Origin of the sequence: Pseudomonas oleovorans subsp. oleovorans (assembly GCF_002197815.1) — a bacterium.
Taxonomy (GTDB): domain Bacteria; phylum Pseudomonadota; class Gammaproteobacteria; order Pseudomonadales; family Pseudomonadaceae; genus Aquipseudomonas; species Aquipseudomonas oleovorans.
In genome coordinates, this window is the sequence record NZ_NIUB01000015.1 from 1 (window position 1) to 24714 (window position 24714).

General features: G+C 62.9%; 29 protein-coding genes, 1 tRNA gene and 1 pseudogene. 16 read left to right on the top strand and 15 right to left on the bottom strand.

The window, feature by feature from the left end; genetic code table 11:
* Positions 1–188, top strand: a 188-nt coding sequence (locus tag PSOLE_RS24380; RefSeq protein WP_211281479.1) for a hypothetical protein, incomplete at its 5' end; no start/stop codon positions are given.
* A 17-nt stretch (positions 189–205) separates the two neighbouring features.
* Here PSOLE_RS24380 and PSOLE_RS10795 read toward each other — a convergent pair.
* Complete coding sequence (locus PSOLE_RS10795) at positions 206–577, bottom strand: transcriptional regulator (protein WP_074856336.1); 372 nt, start codon at positions 575–577, stop codon at positions 206–208.
* Positions 578–621: 44 nt separating this feature from the next.
* Here PSOLE_RS10795 and PSOLE_RS10800 point away from each other — a divergent pair, with 44 nt between their 5' ends.
* Positions 622–1035, top strand: a complete 414-nt coding sequence (locus tag PSOLE_RS10800) for a BRO family protein (RefSeq protein WP_169713317.1) — start codon at positions 622–624, stop codon at positions 1033–1035.
* Positions 1036–1080: 45 nt separating this feature from the next.
* Here PSOLE_RS10800 and PSOLE_RS10805 read toward each other — a convergent pair whose 3' ends face one another.
* Positions 1081–1725, bottom strand: a complete 645-nt coding sequence (locus PSOLE_RS10805; protein WP_055986624.1) for a YecA/YgfB family protein — start codon at positions 1723–1725, stop codon at positions 1081–1083.
* Positions 1726–1871: 146 nt separating this feature from the next.
* On the opposite strand from PSOLE_RS10805, the gene PSOLE_RS10810 reads away from it, so the two are divergent.
* Positions 1872–3881 (top strand): peptidase U32 family protein, encoded by a 2010-nt coding sequence (locus PSOLE_RS10810; RefSeq protein WP_074856333.1) that lies wholly within the window; start codon positions 1872–1874, stop codon positions 3879–3881.
* An 85-nt stretch (positions 3882–3966) separates the two neighbouring features.
* Here PSOLE_RS10810 and PSOLE_RS10815 read toward each other — a convergent pair whose 3' ends face one another.
* Positions 3967–4275 carry a putative quinol monooxygenase gene (locus PSOLE_RS10815; protein WP_003462257.1) on the bottom strand — a complete coding sequence of 103 codons (309 nt, stop codon included), beginning with the start codon at positions 4273–4275 and terminating at the stop codon, positions 3967–3969.
* A gap of 153 nt (positions 4276–4428) precedes the next feature.
* Here PSOLE_RS10815 and PSOLE_RS10820 point away from each other — a divergent pair, with 153 nt between their 5' ends.
* Complete coding sequence (locus PSOLE_RS10820) at positions 4429–5016, top strand: NAD(P)H-dependent oxidoreductase (protein WP_003462259.1); 588 nt, start codon at positions 4429–4431, stop codon at positions 5014–5016.
* A gap of 13 nt (positions 5017–5029) precedes the next feature.
* Here PSOLE_RS10820 and PSOLE_RS10825 read toward each other — a convergent pair whose 3' ends face one another.
* Complete coding sequence (locus tag PSOLE_RS10825) at positions 5030–5887, bottom strand: CAP domain-containing protein (protein WP_003462261.1); 858 nt, start codon at positions 5885–5887, stop codon at positions 5030–5032.
* A gap of 182 nt (positions 5888–6069) precedes the next feature.
* Here PSOLE_RS10825 and PSOLE_RS10830 point away from each other — a divergent pair, with 182 nt between their 5' ends.
* Positions 6070–7113, top strand: coding sequence for a diguanylate cyclase (locus tag PSOLE_RS10830; RefSeq protein WP_074856332.1), 1044 nt, complete (start codon positions 6070–6072; stop codon positions 7111–7113).
* Between the two features lie 11 nt (positions 7114–7124).
* Here PSOLE_RS10830 and PSOLE_RS10835 read toward each other — a convergent pair whose 3' ends face one another.
* Both PSOLE_RS10835 and PSOLE_RS10840 read right to left on the bottom strand, forming a co-directional pair.
* Positions 7125–7574 (bottom strand): hypothetical protein, encoded by a 450-nt coding sequence (locus PSOLE_RS10835; protein WP_003462266.1) that lies wholly within the window; start codon positions 7572–7574, stop codon positions 7125–7127.
* Between the two features lie 135 nt (positions 7575–7709).
* A pseudogene (locus PSOLE_RS10840) lies at positions 7710–8050 on the bottom strand (hypothetical protein).
* Between the two features lie 167 nt (positions 8051–8217).
* Here PSOLE_RS10840 and PSOLE_RS10845 point away from each other — a divergent pair.
* The 3 genes from PSOLE_RS10845 to PSOLE_RS10855 all read left to right on the top strand — a co-directional run bounded on the left by PSOLE_RS10845 (position 8218) and on the right by PSOLE_RS10855 (position 10894).
* Positions 8218–8499, top strand: coding sequence for a peptidylprolyl isomerase (locus PSOLE_RS10845; protein ID WP_003462270.1), 282 nt, complete (start codon positions 8218–8220; stop codon positions 8497–8499).
* Positions 8500–8766: 267 nt separating this feature from the next.
* Positions 8767–10296: a GGDEF domain-containing protein gene (locus PSOLE_RS10850; protein WP_074856330.1), complete on the top strand. Its 1530-nt coding sequence runs from the start codon at positions 8767–8769 to the stop codon at positions 10294–10296.
* Between the two features lie 148 nt (positions 10297–10444).
* The gene (locus tag PSOLE_RS10855) at positions 10445–10894 is read left to right on the top strand and encodes a DUF1003 domain-containing protein (protein ID WP_244597205.1); all 450 of its coding nucleotides are present in this window, start codon (positions 10445–10447) and stop codon (positions 10892–10894) included.
* 160 nt (positions 10895–11054) lie between these two features.
* On the opposite strand, the gene PSOLE_RS10860 is transcribed toward PSOLE_RS10855, so the two are convergent.
* Entirely contained in the window at positions 11055–11948 is an 894-nt protein-coding gene (locus PSOLE_RS10860; protein WP_074856328.1) for an EamA family transporter, read from the bottom strand.
* Positions 11949–12088: 140 nt separating this feature from the next.
* On the opposite strand from PSOLE_RS10860, the gene PSOLE_RS10865 reads away from it, so the two are divergent.
* The 4 genes from PSOLE_RS10865 to PSOLE_RS10880 all read left to right on the top strand — a co-directional run bounded on the left by PSOLE_RS10865 (position 12089) and on the right by PSOLE_RS10880 (position 14524).
* Positions 12089–12823: a sulfite exporter TauE/SafE family protein gene (locus tag PSOLE_RS10865; protein ID WP_074856326.1), complete on the top strand. Its 735-nt coding sequence runs from the start codon at positions 12089–12091 to the stop codon at positions 12821–12823.
* A 120-nt stretch (positions 12824–12943) separates the two neighbouring features.
* Positions 12944–13645 carry a YebC/PmpR family DNA-binding transcriptional regulator gene (locus PSOLE_RS10870; protein ID WP_074856324.1) on the top strand — a complete coding sequence of 234 codons (702 nt, stop codon included), beginning with the start codon at positions 12944–12946 and terminating at the stop codon, positions 13643–13645.
* Between the two features lie 138 nt (positions 13646–13783).
* Positions 13784–14053: an NUDIX domain-containing protein gene (locus tag PSOLE_RS10875; RefSeq protein WP_055986642.1), complete on the top strand. Its 270-nt coding sequence runs from the start codon at positions 13784–13786 to the stop codon at positions 14051–14053.
* A 141-nt stretch (positions 14054–14194) separates the two neighbouring features.
* Positions 14195–14524, top strand: a complete 330-nt coding sequence (locus PSOLE_RS10880; RefSeq protein ID WP_055986645.1) for a DUF2025 family protein — start codon at positions 14195–14197, stop codon at positions 14522–14524.
* 143 nt (positions 14525–14667) lie between these two features.
* Here the strand turns inward: PSOLE_RS10880 and PSOLE_RS10885 are convergent, their stop codons facing one another.
* The 3 genes from PSOLE_RS10885 to PSOLE_RS10895 are packed head-to-tail and all read right to left on the bottom strand — an operon-like array spanning position 14668 to position 17872.
* Positions 14668–15573, bottom strand: coding sequence for an FHA domain-containing protein (locus tag PSOLE_RS10885; RefSeq protein WP_074856323.1), 906 nt, complete (start codon positions 15571–15573; stop codon positions 14668–14670).
* A 15-nt stretch (positions 15574–15588) separates the two neighbouring features.
* Complete coding sequence (locus PSOLE_RS10890; protein ID WP_074856321.1) at positions 15589–17067, bottom strand: serine/threonine-protein kinase; 1479 nt, start codon at positions 17065–17067, stop codon at positions 15589–15591.
* Positions 17068–17083: 16 nt separating this feature from the next.
* Entirely contained in the window at positions 17084–17872 is a 789-nt protein-coding gene (locus PSOLE_RS10895) for a PP2C family protein-serine/threonine phosphatase (RefSeq protein WP_074856319.1), read from the bottom strand.
* 140 nt (positions 17873–18012) lie between these two features.
* Between PSOLE_RS10895 and PSOLE_RS10900 the strand changes: the two genes are divergently transcribed.
* A complete protein-coding gene (locus PSOLE_RS10900; protein ID WP_074856318.1) occupies positions 18013–18423 on the top strand; it encodes a GNAT family N-acetyltransferase in 411 nt (136 codons plus the stop codon).
* 108 nt (positions 18424–18531) lie between these two features.
* Positions 18532–19578, top strand: a complete 1047-nt coding sequence (locus tag PSOLE_RS10905) for a GGDEF domain-containing protein (protein WP_074856316.1) — start codon at positions 18532–18534, stop codon at positions 19576–19578.
* 4 nt (positions 19579–19582) lie between these two features.
* Here the strand turns inward: PSOLE_RS10905 and PSOLE_RS10910 are convergent, their stop codons facing one another.
* The 3 genes from PSOLE_RS10910 to PSOLE_RS10920 form a co-directional block, all read right to left on the bottom strand.
* Entirely contained in the window at positions 19583–19909 is a 327-nt protein-coding gene (locus PSOLE_RS10910) for a hypothetical protein (RefSeq protein WP_074856314.1), read from the bottom strand.
* Between the two features lie 141 nt (positions 19910–20050).
* Positions 20051–20126, bottom strand: a tRNA-Thr gene (locus PSOLE_RS10915).
* 55 nt (positions 20127–20181) lie between these two features.
* Positions 20182–21024 (bottom strand): CvfB family protein, encoded by an 843-nt coding sequence (locus PSOLE_RS10920; protein ID WP_059391247.1) that lies wholly within the window; start codon positions 21022–21024, stop codon positions 20182–20184.
* Between the two features lie 240 nt (positions 21025–21264).
* On the opposite strand from PSOLE_RS10920, the gene PSOLE_RS10925 reads away from it, so the two are divergent.
* The gene (locus PSOLE_RS10925; RefSeq protein WP_003462311.1) at positions 21265–21456 is read left to right on the top strand and encodes a hypothetical protein; all 192 of its coding nucleotides are present in this window, start codon (positions 21265–21267) and stop codon (positions 21454–21456) included.
* A gap of 45 nt (positions 21457–21501) precedes the next feature.
* Here the strand turns inward: PSOLE_RS10925 and PSOLE_RS10930 are convergent, their stop codons facing one another.
* Both PSOLE_RS10930 and PSOLE_RS10935 read right to left on the bottom strand, forming a co-directional pair.
* Positions 21502–22647: a PQQ-dependent sugar dehydrogenase gene (locus PSOLE_RS10930; RefSeq protein ID WP_074856312.1), complete on the bottom strand. Its 1146-nt coding sequence runs from the start codon at positions 22645–22647 to the stop codon at positions 21502–21504.
* A gap of 83 nt (positions 22648–22730) precedes the next feature.
* Positions 22731–23432 carry a substrate-binding periplasmic protein gene (locus PSOLE_RS10935; protein WP_074856310.1) on the bottom strand — a complete coding sequence of 234 codons (702 nt, stop codon included), beginning with the start codon at positions 23430–23432 and terminating at the stop codon, positions 22731–22733.
* 171 nt (positions 23433–23603) lie between these two features.
* Between PSOLE_RS10935 and PSOLE_RS10940 the strand changes: the two genes are divergently transcribed.
* Positions 23604–24581: a zinc-dependent alcohol dehydrogenase family protein gene (locus PSOLE_RS10940; RefSeq protein WP_074856308.1), complete on the top strand. Its 978-nt coding sequence runs from the start codon at positions 23604–23606 to the stop codon at positions 24579–24581.
* Positions 24582–24714 lie beyond the last annotated feature (133 nt).

Sequence of the window (24714 nt, forward strand, 5' to 3'; positions counted from 1 at the left end):
GACGGCCTGCTGCATGGCTGCATGTGGCAGGTCTTCAACAGCTGAACTGGGCTAGCGAAGGAGTGGGTTCAAAAGCAGCTGCGCTGGTAGACTTATCCACAGTTGCTGGTAACAAAATCAGCAATCCACCCTGGGTCAAATTTCAATCGGCAGGGTGGGTCAATTTTCCATCAGCGCCAACACTCTGAGCCAAGTGGGTGCATGTTCAGTGCTCGCTGGGCTTCTTCTCGGCCTTGGCTACAACAGCCAAGGCCATCACCACTTCGCGTGCCACCTTGCGCTGCGCAGCAGGCAGAGCCAGAAAGGCCTCGATCACCTCACGTTCCTGATAGAACTTGGGATCTTCCCAACGGCCACGCTGCTCGCGTACGGCGGCACCGGCCTGTGCGCTAAAGCGCAGTACCTGCGGTTCGATACGCAGCCACTCGGCAAGCACCTGCAATTTGTCCTGCGACGGTATCGCCTCGCCACGCAACCAGCGGGGAACCGCCTGGAAGGTCACGGAACGGCCCCAGTAACGCGAATTGAACTCGCGTTCGAGCACGGCGGGGCGATCTGGATATCCAGCCGCAATCATGGCGCTACGCAGGCGCTGGGCGAATTCGGTTTTCTCGTCTCACTGTGCAGCGCGCCGCAGACGGCCGTTTCTGGTTCGTCGCGAAGACCGTTTACCAGGCCCTGGAACTGGCCGACGAACAAGCCGCCCTGCTGCTTCACTGTCGACCGGTGCGCATCCTCTTCGGCAACGAGGAAACGCCTCAAGCCATGATCGACCTGGAGAACCTGCTACGCCTGAGCCTGAGCAGCACCAGCCCACGCGCGGAACGTCTGCGCAGCTGGCTCTGCCAAGTCCTGCTGCCGCACCTGTTCAGCAGCTCCAGCCTGCCCAGCTATCGACAGCTGAGCACGCCAAACAAACGCCTGCGCGTACTCAAGTGGCACGACGACTGGTGGATGTCGATGAATGACGTGATGCAGGTTTTCGGCACCCGGCCGGAGCTGCTGGCGATGAGCGAGGACCCGTGCTGCAGTTGAGCACGACGCCGAGGCTCGCTCGCCAGGCATGCTGACAGCGACCGGTCAGCGCATGCAGCACTGCTTGTACTTCTTGCCACTGCCGCAGCTGCACGGGTCGTTGCGCCCGACCTTGGCGTCATCACGGCGTACCGGCAGCAGCGGGTCCAGATTCTGCTGCCAGTACTCGTAAAGCTCGACGGCGGCCGGCTCCAGCATCGCTGTGCTGGCTTCGTATTCGGCATCGGTCATGGCCTTGAGCGTCTCGCTGCCGCTTTCGTCGCCGTGCAGAGTGATCAGCGCCAGGGCCGCCTGCGCCGACTCGGGCAGCGCCTGCTCCAGCCAACCGGCAACCGCCGCACCGCGCAGGTAGCCCGCGCACCACTCGGAGACGATCAGCTTCTCGCCCTTGCCGTTGTTGTCGGCCAGGAAGATCGCCTCATAGTCATCGGGTTCCTTGCTGAGCATGTAGGCGGCTTCGCTCATCAGCTCGACGGCCAGCTTCATGAAGCGCTCACCATCCTTGTCGCTCGGCCATTGCGGCGGCTGGTCGGCCCAGATCGCCGAATACCAGACGGCAGGCGCGACCTGGCGCGGGGCGGAGACGATGGCGGCGAAGAAGCCGTCCAGTTCGCTGGCAGAGAGGATCGAGTCATCGTTGCCGTACTTGAGCAGCCACTGATCGAGCTTCTCCAACCCTCTGTTGTCCATCGCCACGCCTCCGCCTGAAAAAGGCCGCTACTGTACCTGCATCGGCGCGTATTGCCAGCCGTCCGGCATCTGGCGAGTGCCCAGCGGGCCACAGCCCGGTACAATGCGCGCCTTGCCCGTGTGTCAGCCTGATAAAAGAAAACACCATGTCCTTGCCCAAGAACCACCTGGAACTGCTCAGCCCTGCGCGTGACGTCGAAATCGCCCGCGAGGCCATTCTGCATGGCGCCGACGCCATCTATATCGGCGGCCCGAGCTTCGGCGCGCGGCACAACGCCTGCAACGAGGTGAGCGAGATCGCCAAGCTGGTGGAGTTCGCCCGGCGCTACCATGCACGGGTGTTCACCACGCTCAACACCATCTTCCACGACGACGAGCTGGAGCAGGTACGTACGCTGATCCACCAGCTCTACGACGCAGGCGTGGATGCGCTGATTGTGCAGGACATGGGGGTGATGGAGCTGGATATTCCGCCCATCGAGCTGCACGCCAGCACCCAGACCGACATTCGCACCCTGGCACGGGCCAAGTTTCTCGACCAGGCCGGTTTCTCCCAACTGGTACTGGCACGAGAGCTGAACCTGCAGGAAATCCGTCAGATCGCCGATGCCACCGATGCCGCCATCGAGTTCTTCATCCACGGCGCGCTATGCGTGGCCTTCTCCGGCCAGTGCAACATCTCCCACGCGCAGACCGGGCGCAGCGCCAACCGTGGCGACTGCTCGCAGGCCTGCCGCCTGCCCTACACCCTCAAGGATGAAAAAGGCGGCGTAATCGCCTATGAAAAACACCTGCTGTCGATGAAGGACAACAACCAGAGCGCCAACCTGCGCGCCCTGGTCGAGGCCGGCGTGCGCTCGTTCAAGATCGAGGGCCGCTACAAGGATGTGGCCTATGTGAAGAACATCACCGCCCACTACCGCCGCGAGCTCGATGCCATCCTCGAGGACCGCCCGGACCTAGCCCGCGCCTCCAGCGGCCGTACCGCGCACTTCTTCGTGCCCGATCCGGACAAGACCTTCCACCGTGGCAGCACCGACTACTTCGTCACCGAGCGCAAGGTGGATATCGGCGCCTTCGATTCGCCGACCTTTACTGGCCTGCTGGTAGGCAGCGTGGAGAAGGTCAACAAGCGCGACCTGATCGCGGTCACCCATGAGCCGCTGTCCAACGGCGACGGCCTCAACGTGCTGGTCAAACGCGAGGTGGTCGGCTTCCGCGCCAACATCGCCGAGTTGAAAGGTGAGTTCGAGGAAGACGGCGAGAAGCGCTACCGCTACCGCGTCGAGCCCAACGAGATGCCCGTGGGCATGTTCCGCTTGCGCCCGAATCATCCGCTTTCGCGCAACCTCGACCACAACTGGCAGCAGGCGCTGCAACGCACCAGCGCCGAGCGTCGTATCGGCGTGAGCTGGAAGGCCGTGCTGCGTGAAGACGCCCTCAAGCTCACTGCCACCAGTGAGGAAGGCATCAGCGTCGAGGTCGCCCTGCCCGGCCCGTTCGGTGTGGCCAACAAGCCGGGACAGGCACTCGATGGCCTGCGTGACCTGCTCACCCAGCTTGGCACCACCATCTACCATGCCCAGAGCGTGACGCTGGATGCGCCGCAAGCGTTCTTCGTGCCCAACTCGCAACTCAAGGCGCTGCGCCGCGAGGCCATCGAGGCGCTGACCGCAGCGCGCGTGGCCGCCCATCCGCGTGGTAGCCGCAAGGCCGAGACCGAGCCGGCGCCGGTGTACCCGGAGTCGCACCTGTCGTTCCTCTACAACGTCTACAACCAGAAGGCGCGCGACTTCTACCATCGCCATGGCGTGCAGCTGATCGACGCCGCCTACGAGGCCCACGAGGAAACCGGCGAAGTGCCGGTGATGATCACCAAGCACTGCCTGCGCTTCTCCTTCAACCTGTGCCCGAAGCAGGCCAAGGGCGTCACCGGCGTGCGCACCAAGGTGGCGCCAATGCAGCTGGTACACGGCGATGAAGTGCTGACCCTGAAGTTCGACTGCAAGCCGTGCGAGATGCACGTGATCGGCAAGATGAAGGGCCATATCCTCGATCTGCCGCAGCCGGGCAGCGCCGCGACCCAGGTGGTCGGGCACATTTCACCCGACGACCTGCTCAAGACCATTCGCCAGAAGCCGGGTTACAGCCACTGAGCCCAGCCTCACCTGTTGTGGCGGCCCGGATGCAATCCTGGCCACCACAACTATCGCCAGCAAGCTGGCTCCTACGGATCGCGAACTAGGCCCGCGCGGCACTCGCCGGGCTAAGCATCTCGATCTCGCGAATCTCGAAATCACGACGCAGATAGTCCATGCGCTGGTCATGGAACTTGCGCATGTGCGGCAGTGCCGTGTGTTCGGCCAGCGCCTCCGGCGACGCCCAGACCTCGTAGAAGATGAACAGGGTCGGGTCCTGGGCGTCACGCAGCATGTGATATTCGACGCAACCGGGTTCGGCGCGGCTGGGTTCGACGTAAGCACGGAACAGTTGCTCGAAGGCCTCGGCCTGCTCGGATCTGGTGTGCGCGTGAAGGATGAAGCCGTACATGGATGCAAGCGCCTCGATGCGGGAAGATGCCTCACCTTAACGCAGCATTCGGCGAGCCTTTCATGATTTTCAGTCAACAATTATTTGATCACTTCGGGGTGTTTCGCACGCGCAGGGCCCGATAACCTGCCGCCACATTTTTGGAGAACCCCCATGAAAAAGATCCTCCTGCTCAACGGCGGCAAAGCGTTCGCCCACTCCCACGGCCAGTACAACAGCACCCTGCACGACGCGGCGGTGGCCTTCCTCGACCGCGCCGGCTTCGACGTCAAGACCACCTTCATCGACGGCGGCTACGACGTGGAAGAAGAAGTACAGAAATTCCTCTGGGCCGATGTGGTGATCTACCAGATGCCCGGCTGGTGGATGGGCGCACCCTGGACGGTGAAGAAGTATCTGGACGAGGTGTTCACCGCCGGCCACGGCAGCCTGTATGCCAACGACGGCCGTACCCGCTCCGATGCATCGCAGAAGTACGGCAGCGGCGGGCTGATTCAGGGCAAGCAGTACATGCTGTCACTGACCTGGAACGCCCCGGTGCAGGCCTTCGAGGACCCGACCGATTTCTTCGAAGGCAAAGGCGTGGACGCGGTGTACTTCCCCTTCCACAAGGCCAACGAGTTCCTGGGCATGACTGGTCTGCCCACCTTCATCTGCAACGACGTGATGAAGGAGCCGAACATCGAGCACGACGTGGCACGCTACGAGCAGCACCTGGCCCAGGTGTTCGGCGTCAACTGAAGCCGGCGCTCACTCATTGCCCGCCGAACAACGCCGTCCAGTAGATGCCGGCATCGCTCTGCGGGTCGTTGGCATAGGCAGCGCCTAGCTCGCTGAACTCCGGGTTCATGATGTTGGCGCAATGCCCGGAGCTGGCGAGCCAGCCCTCGACCACCTTGGCGGTGGTATCCAGCGCCGCGGCGATGTTCTCGCCGACCTTGGTACCGCTGTACCCCGCCAGTTCCGCGCGGTCACCCGGCGTCAGGCCGTCACGCCCTTGATGGGAGAAGAAGTTGCCGTTGGCCATGGCTCGGCTGTGGCTCTCGGCGGCGCTCCCCAGTTCGGCATTCCATACCAGCGGCGCGGTGGCAGCGAAGTGCTGGTCACCGCATTGGCGTGCCTCGGCGCGGGCAGAGTTGATCAGCAAGAGCAGACTTTCCCCCTCGGTCTGCCAGGTTTGCAGGCGCCCACTGAGCAGCGGCCGTGCCAGCACGATGCGCCAGTCGCGATCCTGCTGGCTGACGCCGATGTCGATGAATTGCGGATCGAGCAGCACGCGGCAGAAACTCTCGCTCAATGCCTGCATGGCTGCCTGCGCATTGCGCGGGCCGGAGAGGGTGATGGCCTGTACGTTAACCAACGGGTAACCAGCCGCGCTCAGCGAATCCTGCAAATCCGCGGTGCCGTTGGCAGGCAGGATCAGGCGTGGATCGTTGGTCAACGGCGGCAGTGGCTCGGAGGCCTGAACGCCACAGCGCTGCACCTCGCTACGATAGCTGTTGATCATCTCGATCAGCGCAAGGTCCTCAGCGGCCTGGGCCGCGCCGCAAATGCCCATCAGCAGCAGCGCCAGCAGGCAGCGTTGCCACCCCCATTTGTCCATTGTTGTCATACCGCCCTCTCCCAACTAACGTCGTGATTCTGACGCAATTTCCGGCGCAGGATCATGGCCGGTTTCCTAATCCCATCGAACGCCCGCGTACACTGGGATCGCGGCCCAACGGCAGGGTTCCTGCATGACGCCCTCTGCCGTCATCGAACAATTTACGCATTTGTCTCTCCCGCTCGAGAACACTGCTACCCGGTTACTTCGCCAAGAACGAACAACATCGCCGCCTGGTCCTCAAAGCCTTGCTATGGATCACCTTGAGCGGCGGTTTGTTCTTCTCGGTCGTCAATCTGTTGCACGACAACTGGCTGCTGGCCGGCCTGGAGATCGGCTATGCCGCGGTGTCGCTGTATCTGCTGACCATCATCGATAAAACACGCAACCTGCAGCTATTGACCGCAATTTACCTGCTGCCGTTCTTCAGCATCATGATTGTGGCGCTGTCTCAGACCACCACTACCTTCGCGGTGTTCGCCTGGATCCAGACAATTCCGATCATCTGCTATCTATTACTGGGGTTGCGCCTGGGGATGTACGGCTCGATCGTGTTCGTCGGTGTCGGCCTGTTCGTCTTCAGTCAGCGGTTTTCGTCCGATGAATTGCTGCAAAACGTCGAGATCATCGCCAATCTCGGCCTCGCCAGCTTGGCGGTGATGATTTTCGCGCACATCTACGAGCGCAGCCGCCTGCTCAATGAGCAGCGCCTGACCGAGCAGGCGACCACCGGCTCTCTGACCAGCCAGCCAAACCGCCTGAAGCTGGCCGAGGTATTCGAGCGTGAGCGTGCCCATGCGTTGCGCAATGGCACGCCGCTTTCGCTGGTATTCGTCGATATCGACCACTTCAAGCAGATCAACGACCGCTTTGGCCACGAAGTCGGTGACCGTGCCCTGGTTCACTTCGCCAAGGTGCTGGCGCAGCGTTTACGGGTCAATGATCTGTTCTGCCGCCTGGGCGGTGAGGAATTTGCGGTGCTGCTGCCAGGCAGCAAGGCAGCGCAAGCTCGGGAAATCGCCGAAAGCCTGCGCGAACGCCTGGTTGCGCAATCGCTGACGGTGGATGAAACCACGCTGCACATGACGTTGAGCGCTGGCGTGGCCTGTTTCGGGGTAGATGGGCAATCACTGGACGAGCTGATGCTGGCGGCAGACAGGCGCACCTACGCGGCCAAGCGCGCCGGGCGTAACCGGGTGATCACCCGAGAGGACGTAGAACCCATTCTGGGCTGAACGGCTGCGGATCAGACGTAGATGCTGACTCCGCCCTTTTCCTGCAGCCACTGGCGGTAGGTTTCCAGCGAGTCGGTCTGCTGGTCGCCGTTGTAACCGGCGATGCGCACGCTGCCATCCATGCCGGCATCCACCATCTTCTGCACCTGCGCCAGCAGCTTGGCGGCATCGTCGCGATCGAGCTGCGTTACGTCCGGCAATTGAATCACCGAAGGCGTAGTCGGCTGACTGTCACCACTGCGCTGCACGGTATTGCTGGGCTGCGCCGCGCCACCATTCATCGCGCGTAGTAGTCCACCCTCACTGCGCGCCACCACCTGTTTGGCAAAACGCCGCAAGTCGGCAACTGGATCCTGACTGGCCTGACCGTCGGCTTCGCCACTGGACGCAGTCGAGCGATTGTTGAGCTGGCTACCGTAGTAGCTGAGCATGGCAGGCGTGCTGTTGTTGATACTGGTCATGAGGCCTCCGCGAAATCCGTTCGCCTGATGCAAAGCAGATTCCGGGCCAGCCGCTGCAGGCCAGTCACTACGCGGGTTGCACACACATTCGTGGCAGCGACTTGCCACCGCGGGGCAAGGTTTTGCCTGTGCCGGTCACCCCAGCAGATCGACCATCACCGCATTGCTGTAGATCAGGCAGCCATCCTCGGCGCTGTAACCGACCAGATGAAACTGGCCACGCCCCTCCTCGCCGCCAAGGTACACGCGCCATTTGCATTCACTCAGTGGGCCGAAGCCCTCCGGCATGACCAGCTCCAACGTCGCATGTCTGCGTCGATCATCGCGTCCCGGACGCCGCTGCGCTGCAGTTGCTCCTCAGCCTGCTCCAGGCGCAAGTGCTCCGACTCGCTGACATAGAACTGCAGAGTGCCGATAGGGATGGATTTGCTGTCATTGTCGGCCTTGCGCCAACCGTCGATGCTCAGGGTGTTCATCCGCAAGTCTCCTCAGTGAAGCCTGAGTTCAGGGCAGATGCCCACTTACAGAAGATGGGACAAGCCAGACGCCGAAACGGCTCCTGACAGGTGGACGAACGGCCGACCGTTTGCTTGTCGAGGCGATTGCGCTAGGCTCTGCACCTTCATTGATAGGAGGTACTCCCATGGCCCGCGCCACTGCCCGCCACATCCTGGTTGCCAGCGAAGACAAGTGCAACGAACTGAAAGCCGCCATCGAAGGCGGTGCCGACTTCGCCCAACTGGCCAAAGACAACTCCTCTTGCCCGTCCGGCCGTAGCGGCGGTGATCTGGGCTCCTTCGGCCCGGGCCAGATGGTCAAGGAGTTCGATACCGTGGTGTTCAGCGCACCGGTCGGCGTGGTGCAAGGCCCGGTCAAGACTCAGTTCGGTTATCACCTGCTGGAAGTCACCAGCCGTCAGGACTGATTCTCTCGCAATGGAAAAGCCACCCGCCGGTTAATGCTGATCAGTTAAGCGCCGACTGCCTACGATCAGTCCCCTCGCCCCTCTGGCGAGGCACGTTCGGAGAGGGGTAGATGGCCGTTTCGCGGTATTTCGGCCCTCTCCCCCAGCCCCTCTCCCGTAAACGGGGGAGGGGAGCCAAACGCGTACAGCCTTAACTGACTGGCATTAACCCGCCGGTGGTTTTTCCGTTGCCCACGCTGTTCAGTCACACGGCAGGGCTCTGCCTTTATGAAACGCGGTACCCGCCTCACCTTCATCCTGCTGGTGTTCATATGCCTGTCGCTGGCATTGCTGACGGCCTGGCAGATCTGGTTTTCCCGCGAGCGTGCCCTGCATGAGCTGAACGTGGCCAATCTCAACCTGGCGCGTGCCCTGGACAATTACAGCGAAGGGGTGATTCGCCAATCCGAGCTGGTATTGGTGGAGCTGGCAGAACGCCTGGAGCAGGAAGGCAAGGGTCGGGCACATCTTGATCGCCTGCAGCAGGTCGTGCAGGAACAGAGCCGGGTGTTCAAGCTGGCCAGCACCATCATCATCTACAACGCCAAGGGTGACCGCCTGCTGGTATCGCGGGGCGATATCAATGCGCGCCCGAACGCCGCCGATCGTGCGTTCTTCATCCATCATCGCGACAATCCCTCGCCCGAGACGTTCATCGGCCCGACCATCAAGAGCCGCCTAGCGCACGGGTGGATATTCACCGTCAGCCGGCGCCTGAACGATACCGACGGCAATTTCTCCGGCGTGGTGGCCATCACGTTGAGCGTGGAGCATTTCCTCCAGCTGTTCGGCAGCCTCGATCTGGGCCAGCAAGGCACGATGAGCCTCTCAACCAGCGATGGCACCCTGCTGTTTCGCCAGCCCTTCCGTGAACAGGATGTGGGGCTGGATTGGTCGAACTCGCCGATCTTTCAGACATTACGCGCACAGCAACAGGCCACGACCACACAGGTCTCCAGCATCGATGGCATCGAGCGCCTGTACGCGTTCCGCCATAACAGCAACCTCCCCCTGATCACCGTGGTCGCGCTGGGCCGCGATGAGGCGCTAACGGCCTGGCGCCGTGATGCACGACTGTTCGCCACGGTGGTTCTGATCCTGCTGCTCGCCGTCGCCATCATCGGCCAGCGGCTACTTGTCGACATGCACCGTCGCTCGCGCGCCGAGCGCCAACTGCTCAGCGCCCGGGAAGAATTGCTCGACGCCAATGCCCGCCTGGAAATACTGGCTTCGCAGGACGCCCTGACCGGTCTGGCCAACCGTCGCAGCTTCGACCAGGCGCTGGAAGTGGAAATTCGCCGTGCACAGCGCCAGGGTTCAGACCTTACCCTGATGCTGCTCGATATCGACATGTTCAAGCGCTACAACGATCACTACGGCCACCTGGCGGGTGATGAATGCCTGCGCAGCGTCGCCGACCTGCTCCAGCGCTGCATGCGTCGCCCCGGCGACCTGGCGGCACGCTACGGCGGCGAAGAACTGGCCGTGATTCTGCCGAACACCAGTAGCGAGGGCGCCGAAGCCATCGCTCTCGCGTTCATGACAAACCTGGAGCACAGCGCACTGCCGCATGAGAACAGTCCATTCCAGAGAATTACAGTGAGCATCGGCCTGGCCAGCCTGAGCCCCGGCACCCAGGACAGCGCCACAAGCGCCCTGAACCTGATCGACGCAGCGGATCAGGCGCTGTATCGGGCCAAGGCCAATGGTCGCAACCGCCTGGAAAGTGCAGCACGCCAGGATGCAGCGGACAGGTGACAAGTCGGCCGGAGCGATTCAGCATCCCTGCTACTGTCAGCCATAAATGAGCAGTCACGATGAGCAACGACACCTCGCACCCGCTGCAAAAACTCGCCCAGACCCTGCTCGGCAAAGCCCCCACGAACTGGAGCCGGAAGAAAGCCATGTGCTCGAACAGATTCGCCAGCGTCGCCCCATCAGCCGCGATGCTGCCGACGCGTCGGATGAACAATCATCTTTCGGCGAGAGGCTTTCCGACAGGGTCGCATCGGTCGGCGGCTCATGGACCTTCATCATCTGTTTTTCACTGACCATGCTCGGCTGGATGCTGCTCAACACCGACGTGCTGTCGCACTTCGGCATGGCCTTCGACCCCTACCCTTACATTTTCCTCAACCTGATGCTGTCGACCCTGGCGGCGATCCAGGCGCCGATCATCATGATGAGCCAGAACCGCCAGGCGGCGAAGGATCGCCTGGCCGCGAGCCTGGACTTCGAAGTGAACCTGCGCGCCGAGTTGGAAATCATGCGCCTGCACGAGAAGATCGACCAACGCATCCAGCAACGCCTGGATCAGATCCTCGAACGCCTGCCGGAGCAGCCTCCGCAAGCCTAATGTTGATCCGCCCTCAGCGCTATAAGTCCGTAGGAGCCGGCTTGCCGGCGATGCCTTGTGTAAGTAGGCTGCATACACCGGATCGCCTACACACTCATCTTCTTCGCTTAACTCACTGGCATGCGACAGAATCTGTCGTATCGTACCCGCCACAAGCGTGTCAAACAGCCCCTGGAGCCCGTTGCCGCCAGCTATCGAGCAAGCGCCCGCCCCAGACGTTGATCAGCAGCCCGGCCATGACCAGCGCCGCACCGACCATCTGCAATCCGCCGAGACGTTCGCCCAGCAGCAGCGCCGAGGAGCTGATACCCACCACCGGCACCAACAGCGAAAACGGCGCCACCTGGCTGGCCGGGTAAAGCGACAGCAGACGACTCCAGAGCCCGTAACCGAGAATGGTGGCACCGAATGCCAGGTAAGCCAGTACCAGCAGCGAGTCCAGGCTGAGACTACGCAGCGACTGGCTGATCAGTTCCGGGCCTTCCAGCCACAGCGATAACGCCAGAAATGGCAGCGGCGGGATCAGGCTGCCCCAGACCACCAGGCCGACCAGATTGACCTTGCCCAGCTTGCGTGTGACCACGTTGCCCAGCGCCCACATCGACGCCGCCGCGATGGTCAGGGCAAAACCGGCCAGGGTCATCGCCTGCCCGCCCTGCAGGCCGATCAACAGCAGACCGCTGGCGGCCACCAGCAGGCCGAACAGGTTGCTGCCGCGCAGCCGCTCGCCGAGAAACAGCGCAGCGAAAAACAGAGTGAAGAACGCCTGCGACTGCAGCACCAGCGACGCCAGGCCAGCCGGCATGCCGACATACATAGCGTAGAAGAGAAAGGCGAACTGCCCCACTGAAATGGTCATGCCATAGGCCAGCATCCAGCGCAGCGGCACCTGCGGCCGGCGCACGAAGAGGATCGCCGGAAACGCCGCGAGCATGAAACGCAGAGCGCCCATCAGCATCGGCGGCATGCCGTGCAGACCGACCTTGATCACCACGAAGTTCAGCCCCCAGACGATGATCACCAATAGCGCCAGCAGTAGATCCTTGGGTGTCATGGGCGCAAACCTCAGGTTGAGTGAGCCGGCATTAGAGCAGCCTTCCCCTGACAGCCGACAGACACAGAGGCCGAGGAAAAAAACCACACAGCCACTGGCGGCTGCTAACCTGCGCGCCTTCGTAGCGTTACGCCAAGCCCATGACTCTGCACGATCTCCTTCTGTTCGCCTTGCCGGCAGTGTTTCTCACTGGGCTGTCCAAGGGCGGCTTCGGCGGCGCCCTGGGCGGCATTGCCGTGCCGTTACTGGCACTGGCCACGTCGCCGAAACAGGCCGTGGCGGTGATGCTGCCGATTCTCTGCCTGGCCGACGTGGTCGGGCTCAAGGCCTACTGGAGGAAATGGGACACGGCCAACCTCAAGGTCATGTTGCCGGGCGCCGTGATCGGTATCGGCATCGGTTCGCTGACCTTCGGCTTCTTCGACGAGCGTGCCATTGGCCTGCTGATCGGCGCCATCGCCATCGTTTTCGTCGGTCTTGGGTTTCTGGCTGGCAACCAGGCACCACGTCCACTGCACAAAGGCCGTGGCACGTTGCTGTCGAGCCTGGCCGGCTTCACCAGCTTCGTCGCCCACGCCGGTGGCCCACCGGTGATGATGCACCTGCTGCCGCAGCAACTGGACAAGGTGCGCTTCGTCGCCACCATCAACCTGTTCTTCCTGCTCACCAATGCCGCCAAGCTGCTGCCCTACACAGCGCTGGGCCAGTTCACCGAGGAGAATCTGCTACTGAGCCTGATGCTCGCGCCCATCGTCCCGCTGGGCGTCTGGAGCGGCTTGTGGCTGCAATCACGCGTCAACCACCTGTGGTTCTACCGCATCGCCCGGCTGGGCATTCTGCTGGCGGGCGTGCAATTGATCTGGCGCTACCTCTGACCCCACCGACTGAAATTGCAGGTGCCGATAGCCGCGCAAGGCACTAGAATCCGCAGCCTATCCGATCGTCAGGCGTACCAGGGCCTGACGCCGACTCACTTCTCGGCCAGGAGACCCCAGATGGGCGCCCAGTGGAAAGCCAAACCCAAAGAAGCAGCCGCCAATGCCCGAGGAAAGATCTTCGGCAAGCTGGTGAAGGAAATCATGCTCGCAGCGCGTAACGGCGCCGACCCGGACATGAACCCCAAGCTGCGCCTGGCCGTGCACCAGGCCAAGAAAGCCTCTATGCCCAAGGACACCCTGGAGCGTGCCATCAAGAAAGGTGCGGGCCTGTCCGGTGAAGTAATCAACTACGAGCGCACCCAGTACGAGGGCTTCGCCCCGCATCAGGTGCCGGTGATCGTCGAGTGCCTGACCGACAACGTCAACCGCACCGTCGCCGAGATTCGCGTGCTGTTCCGCAAGGGCCAGCTCGGGGCTTCCGGCTCGGTCAGCTGGGACTTCGACCACGTTGGCCTGATCGAAGCCACTACCGAAGAAGGCGCTGACCCGGAGCTGGCGGCCATCGAAGCCGGCGCCCAGGACTTCGTGCCCGATGACGAGGGCTCGACCCTGTTCATCACCGACCCGACCGACCTCGACGCCGTGTGCAAGGCACTGCCGGAACAGGGTTTCACCGTCAACTCGGCCAAGCTCGGCTACCGCCCGAAAAACCCGGTAAGCAGCCTGACGCCGGAGCAGATGGAAGAAGTCGAAGCCTTCCTCGAGGCCATCGATGGCCACGACGACGTGCAGAACGTCTATGTCGGCCTCGCCGGCTGATGCTCGCCGGGCGCCCTGAATGGGCGCCCATATCAGGCAAGGCTTCCGCCCTCTGTAGGAGCCCCGCCCCGGGGCGAAACTGTGCAACGTGCGTTGCGCAGTTTCGCCGGAGACGCCATCCGCTCAGTGCCTGCCCCCATGAAAACTACCCTGCATATCGCCGCAGCCTGCCTGTTCGACGAACAAGGCCGCCTGCTGCTCGTGCGCAAGCGCAACACCCGATTCTTCATGCTGCCTGGCGGTAAACGTGAAGCGGACGAAGACGCACTGTCGGCGCTCGAACGTGAGCTGCTCGAAGAGCTGGAAGAACTGCGCTGGCTCGACACCGCCCAGCCCCTGCCCGATGACCTGGCGCTACTGCTGCGCGATCAGGTGCTGCCGGCCCTGAAACGGCTGCCGTCTGTGTAAGAGCGTCGCTCACGGCATCAAAACCGCTGACGGCAGTTTCTTGATCCACGACAACGCGGGTGACAACACCAGCGATTAGGCTGCGCCGATAAACAAAACCATTCGCCTTGCCTGCAAACCCCACAGGAAACGAGGTTTGCCATGAGTATCACGTCCGCCCAAATCTGCGAGGCTGCCGACCAGCTGCAGGGTTTCGTCGGCTTCAACGCCAAGACCGAGCAGTACCTGCTGCGATTCTCCGAAGACAGCTTCGGTCTCGACGTACCGGCCGAAACCATCACGCCTACCTGCGAATACGTCTGGCACGCTGACGAGGGCGAACTGATGCGCCTGGATCGCCAGCGCCTGGCCTGGCTACAGGAGCAACGCATCGATGATCGAGTGAATCTTGGTGAGCCGCTGCGCGTCTACCTGCGCCGCAGCGATTTGCCGGAAATACGCGCCGAGCGGCTGCGCTTGACACCGGCCTGAGATTCAGCGTGTTTCGAGGCATTCGGTGCGCACCAACCCACCGGGACCACAACGGCGGGGTACCCCCGCCCTACGCCACGAGCGCTACCCCGTAGGGCGGGTGCAACCCGCCATGCCGGCTCTATCGGGTGACGCGCCCCGCCTCAGCCCAATAGCCGCATGGCGACAGCACCGAAGCCTACGCCGATCAGCAGCAGTACGATCCCACCCAGCCACAGCTTGCCCGCACTGGCCGCAGGTGGCGCGGCAAGGGGGGCCGGCTTGGCCTGAGCCGCACGCAGCGGATTGGCCGCCGCCGGCGCTGCCTTGGCGCTGACGCGTGCTGCCTGCGGTACCGGGGCGATCTGCGTAGCGCCGCCGCCAGCTGCCTTGGCAGCCAAAGCCGGCGGCAGGTCCGCCACACGCATGAACTGGGTGGCATCCTCGTCGGGAGCATCACTCACGCTGACCTTCGGCCCGATCACCAATAGCGTCACCGTGCCCATCTTCAACTGATCGCCCGGTTGCAGCACAGCGGTCCTGACCTTCTGCTGGTTTACCAGCACGCCGTTGGCCGAGGCGAGGTCCTTGACCTCCAGCACGTCGTCCTTGAGAAAGAACTCGCAATGCCGGCGCGACAGCTCCAGATCGCTGAAGCACAGCTCGCACTTGCTCGAACGGCCGAAGGTCATCGAGCCGTGGACATGAAACTTGCGTCCCTGGTGCTCGCCCTGGATCACCTGCAGAAACCAGCGTGGCGCGGCAGCCTCGGGTCTGGCCGCGCTTTTCGCCGGATTGACCAGCTGCAGCTCGACGGCGCCCAGGCGCAGGCGATCACCGTCGCGCAACTGAAAGCGTGTACCGACGCGCTGGTCGTTGACCCAGGTGGCGCCCTGACCGGCATCGCTCAGGTAGTAGTAGCCGTGATCCTGGCGGATCTCGGCGTGGAAGCTGGCGATTCCGGCATCGCCAAGCACCAGTTGGTTACGGCTGTCCTGACCGATGGTCAGGCGTTCGTCGGTCAGCCAGACCGGCGCTTGGCGGTTATCCAGGAACTGCAGTCTGAGCATCGTGGTCGCCTCGGGTCAGTCGAATAGATTGTTCAGCAAGCGCTTGATCGGGTTTTGCTGGGCTGGCTGAGCGCTGCGTGGGCGGCTCGCCGCCTGCCGCACGCGCTGCTCGTGGCTGTCATAAAGGGCCAGCAGCCGTTCGTTGTCGGGTTCTGCCTCGAGACCCTGCTTGATCTGCTCAAGCGCCAGGTTGTACTCGCGCCGGGCATACGCCGCCTCACTCTGCTCGATAAAACGCTGCGCCACGCGATTGATGCCAGCCCGGGCCAGCAGGTTGTCGGGCTCCCAGCCAAGCACCTGGCGAAAGTAATACACCGCACTGTCGTCCTCGGGCAGGATCAGCAAGCCCTCGCCGAGGCGTTGCTCGGCCAGGTCGAGATACTGCTGGATACGTGCCTGCAGCACGCGCTGCAGGCCATCGCTGGCCTGGGCGTTGTCCTCGTCCAGGGCCAGCGCCTGGCGAAAGTAATAATCGGCGTTGTCCTGCGAAGGGGTCAGCAGGTGACCCTCGCTCAGGCGCGTTTCAGCCAACGCGAGCAGCCCGGCGATGCGCTGCTGCAGCTGCCAGTAGTAGCCGCCCGCGCTGCCCATGCCAAGCAACAACAGACCGAGCACGGCCCAGGGCAGCCAGCGCCGTCGGGGAGGCCGAGGCGGCAGGCTGACGGCCGGACTCAGGCGGGTCTGGTCCAGCTCGGCGTCCTGTAGCTCATCGAGACTGGCCAGCAGCACGTGGCAGTCGGCGAAGCGATCTTGCGGGTCCTTGGCCAGCATACGGTCGAGCAGCCACTGCAACTCGCCCAGAGGCTCCGGCAGCGGTGGCGCCTCCAGCTGCAGCTGGTTCATCAGGGTCTGGGTGTAGTTCCCGCCGCGAAAGGGGTTATGCCCGCTGAGCATTTCCAGCAGGATTACGCCGAGGCTGTAGATGTCGCTGCGTGCATCCAGCGCCTGACACTGCGCCTGCTCGGGGCTGCTGTAAGCCGGGCTGCCAACGGCAATGCCGGACTGAGTCAGTTCACTGTCGAGCTCCAGCGCCTTGGCCACGCCGAAATCGGTGAGTACGGCGGTGCCATCGTCGCGGAACAGGATGTTGCCGGGCTTGATATCGCGGTGCACCAGGCCCTTGTCGTGTACCAGCGCCAGGGCGCTGGCGATCTGCCGGACGATACGCAGCGCACGTGCCGGCTCCAGGCGCTGTCCCTTGAACTGGGCCAGATCGCCGCCCGCCAGGTATTCCATGGCGAGAAAGTGGCGGCCATCGTCCAGTTGGTCGATGCGGTAGATGGTGATGATCGAAGGATGCTGCAGGGAGGCGACAGTATGGCCTTCCTTGATGAAGCGCTGAGTGAAGGCTGCGTCCTCACGGTGCAGCAGCACCTTCAGCGCCACCTGGCGCTGCAATGCCTGCTCGGTCGCCAGATAGACCTCAGCCATGCCGCCTTTGCCGAGGCGATGATGAATGCTGTAACCGGGTACGCTGATGGAAGGCTGGCTCATGCGGCTCGACTGGCGCTCAGGGTTGAAGGGACTTGAACAGCTTGCGCAGCAGACCGGGGGGCGACGCTTCACGGGGCTCGGCAGCCGGGCCAAGGCCCAGGACGATACAGCTGATATTGTCTCTGCCGCCATGGCTATTGGCCAGCCCCACCAGTTGCTCGACCATCATTTCGAGCGTGGCCGCCTCAGCGCAACAGCGCTGGATGGCAGCGTCATCCAGCTCGCTGGTCAGCCCGTCGCTGCACAGCAGCAGCAATTCGTCCGGCGCCAGTCGGACGCGCAGCAGACCGACTTCAGGCGCCTGCCCGACCTGCCCCAGGCACTGCAGAATCACGTTGCGGCGCGGGTGCTCACGCGCCTCCTCGGCGCTCATCCGGCCAACGTCGACCATGGCCTGGACCCAGCTGTGGTCGTGACTGAGCTGCTCGATATGTTCACTGCCGATGCGATAGGCGCGGCTGTCACCAACCCAGGCCAGCTCGAACTCATCCCCGTTCAGGCGCACGGCAACCAGCGTACTGCCCATACCCGCCTCGCCCGCAACAGGTTGCGCCGCCGCGGCGATAGCCAGGTGGGCTGCATGCACCGCTGCAAATAGCTCCTCGCCCTGTTGCAGGGCGCCCACCAGTTCCTCCAGCGCCAGGGCACTGGCCACCTCGCCACGCGCGTGCCCGCCCATGCCATCGGCCAGCGCCCACAGCCCCAGATCGGGACGGCAGGCCAGGGCATCCTCGTTATGCGTGCGTACCTGGCCGGCAACGCTCTGCGCAGCGAACACCACGGATACAGGGGAAGGCTGAGACACGCGGCGAATCCTTGAGCAAAATGCGATTGCCCATGATGCGGCGCCACGAACGGGCTGTCACCGCCCGCAAGGCCGTAAATGCGCAACCGTTAACCAAAATACGATGGTTAAATAAGCCGCCAGATCCGCCACCTGAACCCATGACCTCACCGCGTTTTCGCCGCTTGCCCCTGCAGTTGCGACCTCTGGTCGACAAGTTCTACCGCGACCACCGCTCGCCGATGCGCAGCCAGGCGGGGGATGAACTGTGGGTGGCGGAAAACGCCAGCGAGATCGTCGCAACCCTGAGCCTTCGCCCTGTAGCGGGAGGAGAGTGGCTGACTGGCCTGTTCGTCGCCCCCGCGCTGCGGCGCCAAGGCGTGGCAGCGGCATTGCTCAGTCACAGCCTGGCGCTACATCCCGAGCCAGTCTGGCTGTTCTGTCATCCCGAGCTGCGCAGCTTCTATCAGCGCCTGGGCTTCGAGGACTGTCAAGGCCTGCCGACCGAGCTGGCCGTGCGGCTGACCCGCTATCAGCGCAACAAATCGCTTGCCTCGCTGCGCATCCACTGAGCAGCCTGTCGGTCTGGGCGAAAATACTGGCACTTTGCCCAGGAATGCCCCTTGCCATTAGCGGTCCATGCTCTGCATGCTTGCGTCATAACAACGAAAAGTAATGCCATGCCGACCCAGACCGCTCGCCTGCTCAAACGCCTGCGCAATGACTTTCAGCTGTCGATCATCACCCTGATGGGACTTTTCGGCGTGATCGGCATCTCGCCCTATGCCGTCTACCGCCTGCTGGAAGGCAACTACCTGGTCGGTATCGCCGACACCATCATCGTCCTGTCCACGCTCTTTGCCGTGCGCTATGCCTGGCTCACCCGGGATACGGTCAAACCTGGCATTTTCCTGGCAGCCGTGTTCTCTATCGCCGCCACGCTGATCGTCATCAATCTGGGGGTCAATGGCCTGTTCTGGATCTATCCGCTGATCCTGTTCAACTTCTTCATGGTCACCCCTGGCAAGGCCTTGCTCGCCAGTTCGCTGGTTCTGGGCAGCCTCACCAGCCATGCTCTGCTGATACCCGGCAGCGTGTTCGAAAGCCATTATCAGATGGTGTCGTTCCTGGTCACCTGCTTGATGGCCAGCGTGCTCAGCTTCATTTTCGCCTTCCGTACCCGCAACCAGCGCGACCAACTGCAGGAGATGGTTCTGCATGACCCGCTGACCGGCGCCCGCAACCGCCGGGCGATGAACGAAGAACTGAAGATCGCCATGGCCAGCCACCGCCGCCACAGCGACAGCTACGGACTGCTGGTGATGGACCTGGATCACTTCAAACAGATCAACGACCGCTTTGGCCATCATGTCGGCGACCAGGTACTGGTGGCCTTCGTCGAACTGATCATGCGCTGCTCGCGCAAGGAAGACCGCCTGTTTCGCTTCGGTGGTGAAGAATTTCTGCTCTTGCTGCCCAACACCGACACAGAGGGTCTGCGCACTGCCGCGCGGCATCTGCTGGACAAGGTCGCCAGTGAACTGGAAAGCCCGGGCGGCGCGGTCACCGTCTCCATCGGCGGCGCCATTCTGCATAGCGGCGAGCATTGGGAAAACTGGCTGCAGCGCGCCGATGAATGCCTGTACCGCGCCAAGAGCGAGGGACGCAATCGCGCGGTGATCGCCGACGCGCCAAACGGTCAGAGCAAGGCTGCCACCAGCCACTGAGGCGTCAGCGGCTACGCTGCTGCTGATAACTGCCACTGCCTGGCTGACGCTCGATGATCAATCCACCCGGATATTCGATGCTCTGCCGAATCCCACCGCGCGTCTCGACAGACTGGCTGCCATAGCGGCTCTCCTGACGCACGGTACCCTGCGGCAAACGCTGACCGCCGTAGAGATTGTGCTGCTGATAACTGGACGAGCCCGAGACGCTGCCACTGGCACCGGGGCTGACGTAGCTCTTGGGAATGACCCGAATGGTCTGCGGCTGATCAGCGAACGCAGCGCTGACGAACGCCGTCGCCAGGATCAATACGAGGGAACGAATGAACATGAGCAACTCCCATCTGAGTCAGGGCCAGACGTCACGCGCCTGAGCCGAAAATCATCATCACACCGGCTTTGACAGAAACGCGAGGGAATTTTCAGCGCTGATACGACAAAGGGTCAGCCGAAGCTGACCCTTTGCTGGAAATGGTGCCGGAGATAGGAATCGAACCTACGACCTTCGCGTTACGAGTGCGCTGCTCTACCGACTGAGCTACACCGGCGGGAAAACCTCGGCATTATGCGAGTTGCCACGCTCGCGCTCAAGTCGCTGCGACGTCAGTTGTCGAGCAGTTCGATGCGGTCGTCGTGGATGCGGATCAGGCCCTGCTTGTAGAGGCCACCGATGGCCTTCTTGAAGTTGCCCTTGCTGACCCGGAAATGCTCGGAGATCAGTTCCGGCGGGCTCTTGTCACCCAGCGCCAACACGCCGCCCTGCGCACGCAGGCGTTCGATGATCTGCTCGGCCAGGCCGCTGGCGGCTTCGTGACCGATGGGCTGCAGGCTCAGACTGATCTTGCCATCGGCACGCAGCTCCTTGATGTAGCCCTTCTCGCGCATGCCGCTGCGGATGAACTTGAACAGCTCGTTCTTGTGGATCAGGCCCCAGTGCTTGCCGTCGATGATGGCCTTGAAACCGAGGTCGGTACGTTCGACCACCAGTAGGTCGACTTCCTGGCCGACCTGGTAGTTGGCCGGCACCTTGTCCAGGTGGCGATCCAGGCGCGCGGTGGCGGTGAGGCGGCGGGTGCGTTTGTCCAGATAGAGGTAGATCACGCAGTAGTCGCCGATCTGCAGCGGGCGCTTCTCTTCGGAATGCGGCAGCAGCAGGTCCTTGGGCAGGCCCCAGTCGAAGAACAGGCCGACGCGGTTGATGTCCACCACCTTGAGGCTGGCGAACTCACCGAGCTGGATCTTCGGTTTCAACGTGGTGGCGATCAGCTTGTCTTCGCTGTCGAGGTAGAGAAACACGTTGAGCCAGTCATCGACTTCGCTCGGCGTGTCCTTGGGGATGTAGCGCTTGGGAAGGAGGATTTCGCCATCCGCACCGCCGTCCAGGTACAGACCGAAGTCGGTGTGCTTGACCACCTGCAAAGAATTCATCCGCCCAATCAAGGCCATCGCGTTTCACCTCACCAAAACAGCCGGCCATTCTACCCGAGTTAATCCACGACCGGGCCGGCGTCGTAGCGAATCGACGGCCGGTCGAATGGTGGTGTAAGTGACTGGGAAACAAGCCATAAGTTGCCGCGAAAAGCTGGCCAGGCGCAGCCTTATGCTATTCACCAGAGCGATTAACCAAGCAGAAAGGAGCTGGTTGAGGCATAATGGCCGGCCGCCCTTCTGAAAGAGATCAAGGTCATGGCCACCCTGCGCGTGAAGTCCTCCTCCAGCAAAGTCAGCAAACCCGCCCCAGCCGTGGAAACCCGCGAGTCCATCGAGGCGCAGATTGCAGCCTTCCTGCAGGGCGGCGGCGAGATCCAGCAGATCGCCAAGGGCGTCAGCGGCCAGACTTACGGCGGCACTCGCCAGATCACCATCAGCAAGAAGTGATCGCTTCGGGTGCGCATCGCGCACCCAGCCTCTCCCCCTCCTGCTTTACTCGCTCGCCAGCCCCAGGCGCAGCAACTGCCCTTTCGGCGCATCCGTCAGCACATAGATATAGCCGTCCGGCCCCTGCCGTACGTCGCGTACCCGTGCGTTCAGCGATTCCAGCAACCGCTCCTCATGGGTGATCTTGTCGCCGTCGAGCTGCAGGCGAATCAGCGCCTGACCGGAGAGCGCACCGATGAACAGGTTGTGCTGCCAGGCCGGGAAACGCTCGGCATCGTAGAACGCCATGCCGCTGATGGCCGGTGATTTTTCCCAGACATGATGCGGCGGCTCGGTGCCCTCCACGGTTTTGCCCTTGGCCTCGGGAATTGCCAGCATCGAATAGTTGACCCCGTGCGTCGCCAGCGGCCAGCCGTAGTTCTTGCCCGCTTCGGGAACGTTGATTTCGTCGCCGCCACGCGGGCCGTGTTCATGGGTCCACAAGCGGCCACTCCAGGGATTGAGTGCCGCGCCCTGCTGATTGCGATGGCCGTAGGACCAGATTTCCTTGCGCGCGCCGTCGCGGCTGGTGAAGGGGTTGTCCTCAGGAATGCGCCCGTCCGGGAAGATCCGCACCAGCTTGCCTTGCAGCTTGTCGAGGTCCTGCGCGGTAGGGCGATTGTTGTTGTCGCCCAGGGCGATAAACAGATGGCCATCGCGGTCGAACACCAGCCGCGAGCCGAAGTGCGTGCCGCTGGACAGCTTGGGTTGCTGGCGGAAGATCACCTCGAAGCCTTCCAACGCCATGGCATCGGCCGACAGCTTGCCGCGCCCTACGGCCGTACCTGCGGCGCCGTCGCCCTCCTCGGCGTAGGCCAGATAGACCAGGCGATCCTCGGCGAAGTCAGGCGACAGCACCACGTCGAGCAAGCCGCCCTGGCCGACGGCGAAGACCTTGGGCACGCCGCGCAGCGGCTCGGACACTTCCCCATCGGTGCTTACCCGACGCAAGGCACCTGGCCGCTCGCTGACCAGATAGCCCTGGCCATCCGGCAGAAAGGCCACGGCCCAGGGATTGGCCAGGCCTTCGGCGACGGTGTGAACGTTCAAAGGGCCCAGCTCGGTGGCCAGTTGCCGGTCTTCGGCGAAGCTGTACTGATAACCGAACAGTGCGAGCAGACCGAGGGCTGCCAGGGGTTTCAGGCGCGGCATCGTGGCGTCTCCATGCGTCAGACAAGCGGCCATAGTGCAACAGCCCCCGAGCCGTGGCAGCCCCGCAAAAGTTTCCTCAGGTTTCAGTCCGTCAGGTAGCGCCGCTCGATACGCTGGTAGTCGCCGCTCTCTCTGAGCATACGAAGGCCCTCGTCGAAACGTCGACGTTGTTCGTCGCGGCGAAAACCGACACGGTATGGCGTCGGTGGGAAAATATCGAACCAGGCCAGTGGCTGGGTGACGTCGACCTGATCATCCACCTCGCGATCCAGGTAGCGGATGATGCGCCTGTCGCCCACCACCACATCGGTGCGACCGCTGTAGAGCAGGCGATTGCGATTGATCTGCAGCGCCTCCTCGCGGTAGCGCGGATTGTTCATGGCCATGCGCTCGAACTCCGGCCCCATCAGCAGTCGCGCACGCTGAAAGGCGCTGACCGCGTACTGGCCGAGGTCGGCGATCTGCTCGATCTGATAACCGCGCTTGGCCAGCGCCACCGCCACGTTCTGGTAATGGATGTAGACGTCCGAATAGAAGGCCTGCACGCCACTGCGCTCGTGAGTGGTGGTAATGGCGTCGATCTCGCCGCGGCGCAGCATCAGGTGCAAGCGCTCTATCGGCGCGTAATAGGCGGTCAATTCAAAACCGGCGTTGTGCGCCGCGCGCTCCACCAATTCATATTCCAGGCCGCGCGGCTCACCTTCGTAGACATAAGGCGGCTTGTGCGTACCAAAGCCGACATGCAGCACCTCGGCCGCAACCGTTGCGCTCAGGCACGCCAGCATCAATCCCAGCCACCATCTGACCATCGTCTACCTCGTTATCGGACCCGCCAGAGCATAGACGCCTGACCACCGTCATAAGCAGAGTGGATGCCGGCTGATTCATTCCGCTTTGCCCTATCGAGGCTAGACTGGCTGCACGCATTTTGCGCCTGCCTTCAGGAGACCAAGACCATGCTCAAAGCCGAATACCAACAGCGCGGCCCGGTACCGCAAGACGTGATCAGCGCAGTGCCACTGCAACTGCCGGAGCCCGCTGCCGGGCAGGTGCGGGTCAAGGTATTGGCTGCACCGATCAACCCGTCCGACATACTGACCCTGACCGGCGCCTACGGCATGCTGCCGCCACTGCCGGCCGTGGGCGGTAACGAAGGCGTCGGCAAGGTCGAGGCACTTGGTGAAGGCGTCAGCAACTTCAAGGTCGGCCAGACCGTGTTGCTGCCGGTCGGCTGCGGTACCTGGGTCACGGCCCTGAACGCCCCGGCAGAGAAACTCATCCCGCTGCCGGATGCCGACCCGCTGCAACTGGCCATGCTTACCGTCAACCCGCCAACCGCCTCGCTGCTGCTCAGCGAGTTCGTCGACCTCAAGCCGGGCGACTGGGTGATCCAGAACGCCGCCAACTCGGGTGTCGGCAGCTACCTGATTCAGTTGGCCAAGCTGCGCGGTTTCAAGACCATCAACGTGGTACGCCGTGATTCGGCCATTGCCGCTGTCGAGGCCGAGGGCGGTGACCTGGTGCTGGTGGACGGCCCGGATCTGGCCAAGCGTGTGCGCGCAGCGACTGGCGGCGCCGAAGTTCACCTGGGTATCGATGCGGTCGGCGGCGTCAGCACCGACAACCTGGCCGCAGTGCTGGCCAACGGCGGCGTATTGGTGAACTACGGCATGATGAGCGGCCAGGCCTGCCAGGTATCGCCGGCCTCGTTCGTGTTCCGTGACGTGACCCTGCGCGGTTTCTGGCTGGCCAAGTGGTTCCAGCAGGCCAGCCCGGCGCAGCAGATGAAGGTGTTCGGCGAACTGGTGCAACTGATCGCCAGCGGCAAACTGAAGACCCGCGTCGCGGCGACCTATGACCTGGCACACATCAAGGACGCTGTCGCGGCGGCGGCCAGCGGCGAGCGCGACGGCAAGATTCTGCTGGTGCCCTGAGACTGACAGTGCACCCTGCCTCCAAAGTGCACCCGGCGCCCCCGTTCCCATGGGGCGCCCTCTCTCCTACCGCCCCCCGCAGCGCACTGCCTGCGGCGAGTACGCCCTGTGCAGGGCAGGCCACTGCCATTCG